Below are 5,172 nucleotides of genomic sequence, written 5' to 3'. Positions count from 1 at the left end.
GCACCGCGTCGCCCCTCCGAGGGGAACGCGCGCCAGCCTGATCAGCGGGCTGCTGTCCGGCGTCGTGCAGTGCCGAGGGGCGTGCACCGGCGAGGCGGATGAGCTGCGGCGCGGAGCGGTCCGGTGCAGCCTGACCGGCTGGCCGGCTTGGGTTGGCATGACCCACCTGGCTCCTGTGCCAGGGCCCTGTCCGTCCCACCGGAGCCAGCGGGCACGCCGCGGGCGAGCGGTGACCGCGCTACTGGTCCGCCCATCCCGTACGCACGGTGCCTGTGGACGAGGCACCGCATCGCCCCGACCGGTGCGCTGACACCGCTGGTCGCGAGATCCTGGTGCTCCGTTGTTCGCTCGCGTGACCGCGAATAGCTGTCTCGCTCCTGGCTCCTACCCGTTCGGGTAGGAGGAGACTCCCCGGTCGGAGAGTCGCGAAACTACCCGCCCGGACGTGTTCGCTCCGTCGCTCCCCGACGAGACTGAAAACAGAAACGAGGAGCGGCGAAGACCGCACCGGATGAGTCGAGGAGGATCGACGACGGCTGAGCGACAGAATCGACCACCGTTCTCGATCGGCCAGCGCAAGGTGAGCCGGCGCGGCCTCCTGGGTGGTGCTGCTGGTCTTTCGGCCGGCACGTTGCTGGCCAGTTGCAGTCTCTTCCAGCGCAAAGAGCAAGCACCTCAGTTAGGGGCGAGCGCCGACGAGATCATCAAGCAGCGGCAGCTGACGCCGGAGGATGTGACGGCTGCGCTCATGACCTATGTTCGCTGCGGGAAGTACGACGAGTACCTGATGTTCTCCTCCACTGGCCATGGTGTCCAAGTGCTCGTGCACGGTCTCCCATCGATGCGGCTTCTCAAGGTGATCGCCGTCTTCGCCCCCGAACCCTGGCAGGGCTATGGCTACGGCGGGTACACGAGCGAGGTCCTCGAGGGCGGCTACTTCCACGGCAAGCCGATCCTCTGGGGCGATACCCATCATCCAGCCCTGAGCGAGACGAACGGGGAGTACGACGGCGAGTTCCTGTTCATCAACGACAAGGCGAACGGTCGGATCGCCGTGATCGACCTGCGTGACTTCGAAACGAAGCAGATCGTCAAGAACCCGCTCCTGGTGAACGAGCACGGCGGCTGCTTCGTCACCCCGAACACCGAGTACGTGCTGGAGGCCGATCAGTACTCGGTACCGCTGGGCGGCGTCTACGCGCCGATCACTCAGTACAAGGAAAAGTGTCGCGGCGTCCTCACGTTCTGGAAGTTCGACCGGCAGAAGGGCCGCATCGTCCCCGAGCAGTCGTTCGCGATCGAGACGCCACCCTACTGGCACGACCTGGCCGATGCCGGCAAGGGGCCGTCTCATGGTTGGGCCTTCTGGAACTCGATCAACACGGAACTCGCCATTCCAGGCATCGCTGAAGGCCGGCCAGCGCTCGAGATCGCAACCACCCAGCGCGACATGAACTACCTGCATGTCGTCAATTGGAAGAAGGCCGAAGAGCTGGTCGCAGCCGGGAAGTACGAGGAGATCAACGGCTTCAAGGTCATCCGGATGGACGTCGCGGCGAAGGAAGGCGTTCTCTTCCTGATCCCGGAGCCCAAGAGCCCGCACGGTGTGGACGTGACGCCAGGTGGGGACTACATCGTCGTGGCAGGGAAGCTCGACCCGCACGTGACGGTCTACAGCTTCGCCAAGATCCAGCAAGCCATCCAGGCTGGGCAGTGGGATACCGACGAGTACGGCATACCCATCTTGCCGTTCGAGCAGTGCGTGGAAGCCCAGGTGGAGTTGGGTCTCGGCCCGCTTCATACCCAGTTCGACGACCAGGGTTACGCATACACCAGTCTGTTCCTCGACAGTGCGGTGGCCAAGTGGTCGCTCGGCAAGCCGTACCGCGACGACGGCTGGAAACTCGTCGAGAAGCTGCCGGTGCAGTACAACATCGGCCACTTGGCAGCTGTCGAGGGAGATACGATCAAGCCGGTCGGTCGCTTCCTGGTCGTCCACAACAAGTGGTCGGTCGATCGCTACGCTAGCCTCGGTCCACTCCTGCCGCAGAACGCGCAGCTGGTCTCGATCGCCCCGAATCAGCCGATGCGAGTCCTCTACGATTGCCCGATCGGCATCGGCGAACCGCACTATGCCCAGATCATCAAGCGGGAGCGGATCAAGTCGTGGGACATCTACCCCGAGGTGGGCTGGAACCCGCACACGCACAGCGTCGATCCGAACGCCGTGCTCAAGGTCGGCGAAGAGCGGATCGAGCGCCGCGGCAAGACAGTCGAGATCTGGGGCGTGCTGCTGCGCAGCCAGATTCGTCCCGATCTGATCGAGGTCGAGCAGGGGGACGAGGTGATCTGGCACCTCACCAACATCGAGCGTGCCAAGGATGCCACGCACGGGTTCGCCCTCGGCGGTTACAACATCAACCTCAGTCTCGAGCCGGGCGAGATGCAGACCATCCGCTTCAAGGCCGACATCCCGGGAACCTTCCCGTTCTACTGCACGGAGTTCTGCTCCGCCCTGCATCTCGAGATGATGGGCTACTTCCTGGTGAAGCCGACCTGATCCCGCAGCGGTGGGGCTGAGGGGGATCCCCCTCAGCCCCACCGCTGCGGGATCAGGTCGGCTTCACCAGGAAGTAGCCCATCATCTCGAGATGCAGGGCGGAGCAGAACTCCGTGCAGTAGAACGGGAAGGTTCCCGGGATGTCGGCCTTGAAGCGGATGGTCTGCATCTCGCCCGGCTCGAGACTGAGGTTGATGTTGTAACCGCCGAGGGCGAACCCGTGCGTGGCATCCTTGGCACGCTCGATGTTGGTGAGGTGCCAGATCACCTCGTCCCCCTGCTCGACCTCGATCAGATCGGGACGAATCTGGCTGCGCAGCAGCACGCCCCAGATCTCGACTGTCTTGCCGCGGCGCTCGATCCGCTCTTCGCCGACCTTGAGCACGGCGTTCGGATCGACGCTGTGCGTGTGCGGGTTCCAGCCCACCTCGGGGTAGATGTCCCACGACTTGATCCGCTCCCGCTTGATGATCTGGGCATAGTGCGGTTCGCCGATGCCGATCGGGCAATCGTAGAGGACTCGCATCGGCTGATTCGGGGCGATCGAGACCAGCTGCGCGTTCTGCGGCAGGAGTGGACCGAGGCTAGCGTAGCGATCGACCGACCACTTGTTGTGGACGACCAGGAAGCGACCGACCGGCTTGATCGTATCTCCCTCGACAGCTGCCAAGTGGCCGATGTTGTACTGCACCGGCAGCTTCTCGACGAGTTTCCAGCCGTCGTCGCGGTACGGCTTGCCGAGCGACCACTTGGCCACCGCACTGTCGAGGAACAGACTGGTGTATGCGTAACCCTGGTCGTCGAACTGGGTATGAAGCGGGCCGAGACCCAACTCCACCTGGGCTTCCACGCACTGCTCGAACGGCAAGATGGGTATGCCGTACTCGTCGGTATCCCACTGCCCAGCCTGGATGGCTTGCTGGATCTTGGCGAAGCTGTAGACCGTCACGTGCGGGTCGAGCTTCCCTGCCACGACGATGTAGTCCCCACCTGGCGTCACGTCCACACCGTGCGGGCTCTTGGGCTCCGGGATCAGGAAGAGAACGCCTTCCTTCGCCGCGACGTCCATCCGGATGACCTTGAAGCCGTTGATCTCCTCGTACTTCCCGGCTGCGACCAGCTCTTCGGCCTTCTTCCAATTGACGACATGCAGGTAGTTCATGTCGCGCTGGGTGGTTGCGATCTCGAGCGCTGGCCGGCCTTCAGCGATGCCTGGAATGGCGAGTTCCGTGTTGATCGAGTTCCAGAAGGCCCAACCATGAGACGGCCCCTTGCCGGCATCGGCCAGGTCGTGCCAGTAGGGTGGCGTCTCGATCGCGAACGACTGCTCGGGGACGATGCGGCCCTTCTGCCGGTCGAACTTCCAGAACGTGAGGACGCCGCGACACTTTTCCTTGTACTGAGTGATCGGCGCGTAGACGCCGCCCAGCGGTACCGAGTACTGATCGGCCTCCAGCACGTACTCGGTGTTCGGGGTGACGAAGCAGCCGCCGTGCTCGTTCACCAGGAGCGGGTTCTTGACGATCTGCTTCGTTTCGAAGTCACGCAGGTCGATCACGGCGATCCGACCGTTCGCCTTGTCGTTGATGAACAGGAACTCGCCGTCGTACTCCCCGTTCGTCTCGCTCAGGGCTGGATGATGGGTATCGCCCCAGAGGATCGGCTTGCCGTGGAAGTAGCCGCCCTCGAGGACCTCGCTCGTGTACCCGCCGTAGCCATAGCCCTGCCAGGGTTCGGGGGCGAAGACGGCGATCACCTTGAGAAGCCGCATCGATGGGAGACCGTGCACGAGCACTTGGACACCATGGCCAGTGGAGGAGAACATCAGGTACTCGTCGTACTTCCCGCAGCGAACATAGGTCATGAGCGCAGCCGTCACATCCTCCGGCGTCAGCTGCCGCTGCTTGATGATCTCGTCGGCGCTCGCCCCTAACTGAGGTGCTTGCTCTTTGCGCTGGAAGAGACTGCAACTGGCCAGCAACGTGCCGGCCGAAAGACCAGCAGCACCACCCAGGAGGCCGCGCCGGCTCACCTTGCGCTGGCCGATCGAGAACGGTGGTCGATTCTGTCGCTCAGCCGTCGTCGATCCTCCTCGACTCATCCGGTGCGGTCTTCGCCGCTCCTCGTTTCTGTTTTCAGTCTCGTCGGGGAGCGACGGAGCGAACACGTCCGGGCGGGTAGTTTCGCGACTCTCCGACCGGGGAGTCTCCTCCTACCCGAACGGGTAGGAGCCAGGAGCGAGACAGCTATTCGCGGTCACGCGAGCGAACAACGGAGCACCAGGATCTCGCGACCAGCGGTGTCAGCGCACCGGTCGGGGCGATGCGGTGCCTCGTCCACAGGCACCGTGCGTACGGGATGGGCGGACCAGTAGCGCGGTCACCGCTCGCCCGCGGCGTGCCCGCTGGCTCCGGTGGGACGGACAGGGCCCTGGCACAGGAGCCAGGTGGGTCATGCCAACCCAAGCCGGCCAGCCGGTCAGGCTGCACCGGACCGCTCCGCGCCGCAGCTCATCCGCCTCGCCGGTGCACGCCCCTCGGCACTGCACGACGCCGGACAGCAGCCCGCTGATCAGGCTGGCGCGCGTTCCCCTCGGAGGGGCGACGCGGTGC

2 protein-coding genes are annotated in these 5,172 nt (G+C 64.3%); one reads left to right on the top strand and one right to left on the bottom strand.

Translation table 11 applies throughout. The features are described from left to right. Positions 1–511 precede the first annotated feature (511 nt). Positions 512–2,560: a Sec-dependent nitrous-oxide reductase gene (nosZ, locus tag ACWIVK_RS10745; protein WP_448576686.1), complete on the top strand. Its 2,049-nt coding sequence runs from the start codon at positions 512–514 to the stop codon at positions 2,558–2,560. 52 nt (positions 2,561–2,612) lie between these two features. On the opposite strand, the gene nosZ (ACWIVK_RS10740) is transcribed toward nosZ (ACWIVK_RS10745), so the two are convergent. After that, positions 2,613–4,661: a Sec-dependent nitrous-oxide reductase gene (gene nosZ / locus ACWIVK_RS10740; protein ID WP_448576686.1), complete on the bottom strand. Its 2,049-nt coding sequence runs from the start codon at positions 4,659–4,661 to the stop codon at positions 2,613–2,615. Between the last annotated feature and the right edge of the window lie 511 nt (positions 4,662–5,172).

It is taken from the genome of Thermomicrobium sp., assembly GCF_053493975.1.
This window is presented reverse-complemented; position numbering and strand designations above follow the sequence as displayed.